We start from the raw sequence: 1815 nt of genomic DNA, 5'->3' as shown, positions 1-1815 counted from the left end.
CCCTCCCAGACGCCGAAGCTGCGCTCGCGCAGCAGCGGGTCGGTGAGCAGCCGGCGCCCGGCAAGGTCGAGGACGACGCTCGCGTGCCCCAGCCAGCGCACGCCGTCGCCGGTCACGGCCGCAGCCCTGCCGCCCGCTGCCAGGCCGCGAGCTGGGCGTGCAGCGCATCGGCGCCCACCAGCCACCGCTCGTCGCCCAGCGGCTCGCGCAGCGCGTCGTCGACCACCCACGACGCCGGGTGCAGCACGAACGCCTCGTTCTGCGGGCCGCCGAGCCCGCCGTGCGACCCCACCTGGCCCTCGAACGCGTGCACATGGCCCCGGGCGCTCACCGACGAGACGAGCAGCAGGTCACCGCTGTGCGGCAGTCGGCCCGCTCGCGCCAGGTCCTGCGCGGCGCGCGGCCCCATCCGCACGAGGGGGTCCTCGCCCTCCACGGCGGCACCCGACTCCAGCGGGTGGACGCCGCGCGCCCCCACCGCCAGCAGGCCCTGCGCGCTGTCGACCACCACCACACCGACCCCGGGACGGGCCGCCAGCCCGGCCACGAGCCCCGGCCAGCGCTCCTGCAGCTCGTCCAGCGCCGGGCGGTGGTCCAGCCGCGGGAACCAGACCATGCCCAGGTTGCCCGACGCGGCGACCACGACGTCGGGCAGGTCGGTGGCGACCGGCGCGCCCTGGCGTCCGGTCCGCTCCGGCCCGACCGCCACCTGGGTCCCGCTCCGCCAGAACGGCGTGAGCAGGGCGTTCACCGGACCCCAGTCCTCGGCGGACTCGGTCTGCACCCCTGCGTCGGGCGGGGCCGACATGAGCGCACGCACCGTGTCGACCAGCCGCCGCCCCTCCACCTGCTCGAACGTCGGCCCGAGCGACTGGCCGTGGTCGGACAGCACCACCACCTGGTAGTCGCGCGGGGCGACCAGCGCCACCCGGGTCAGGGTCGCGAGCACACCGTCGAGACCCTCGACCGCGCGCAGCGCCTCCGGCCGGGTCGGCCCCGCGTGGTGCGCGATCTCGTCGTAGTCGACGAAGTCGACGAACACCGTCGGGTCACCGCGCACCATCGACTCGGCCACGAGCGACGTGGACAGGTCGCGCAGCAGGACGTTGGTGACCGCACGCAGCAGCACGTACCAGCCGCCGCGCCCGATGCGGGGGTGCACCCCGTTCACCCGCTGGCGACGGGCCTGGTAGAGCTCCTTGACGATCTCGCCCATCGACCGGGTCACGGCGCGCATGAGCACGAACGGGCTGGCGAAGAACGGCAGGTAGGCCGCACCCGGACCCAGGTCGGGGCGGGCCCGCGGACCGGGGCGGGTCCGGCTCATCACGAGGTAGGCGCGCGCGGCGTCGCCGGAGAACATGGTCGAGACCGCCGTCCCGCCGTGCGCGAGCAGCCCCTCGCCGTCGGACAGCAGCCGCTCGACCGCAGCGGCGTCGGCCGGGTGGTTGGTGACCACGAGCCGTCCCGCCGTCCGGTCCCACCAGCGGAACGCCGGGATCTGGTCGGCCGCCCCGTGCAGCATCCCGGCCTGCGACGCCGGCGTCGACGACGGCACGCTCGCCCACCACGGGTCGAGCACGTGGGAGCCCTCGGTGAGCCAGCTCAGCAAGGTCGGGGCCAGCCCGGCCTCGATCACCTGGTCGAGCACCGGACGGCTCAGCCCGTCGAGCTGCACGACGAGCAGCCCCGGCTGCCACCGGCACCCACCTGGACCTGACCATGCGCGCCCCCGCTCGCCGTACCCACCTTCGGGCGCCACCCTCACCCAGGCGGCGTGGGCACCGACCCTGGCACAGCACCGACGACGACGCG

Annotated in this window: 1 protein-coding gene; it reads right to left on the bottom strand. The window is 75.8% G+C overall.

Annotated features, from left to right (window positions below; all coding sequences use genetic code 11):
• Nucleotides 1-112 precede the first annotated feature (112 nt).
• The gene (locus F2B26_RS16050) at nucleotides 113-1678 is read right to left on the bottom strand and encodes an alkaline phosphatase family protein (RefSeq protein WP_235929722.1); all 1566 of its coding nucleotides are present in this window, start codon (nucleotides 1676-1678) and stop codon (nucleotides 113-115) included.
• Nucleotides 1679-1815 lie beyond the last annotated feature (137 nt).

Source organism: Cellulomonas citrea (assembly GCF_009829685.1).
Taxonomy (GTDB): Bacteria; Actinomycetota; Actinomycetes; order Actinomycetales; family Cellulomonadaceae; genus Cellulomonas; species Cellulomonas citrea.
This window is presented reverse-complemented; position numbering and strand designations above follow the sequence as displayed.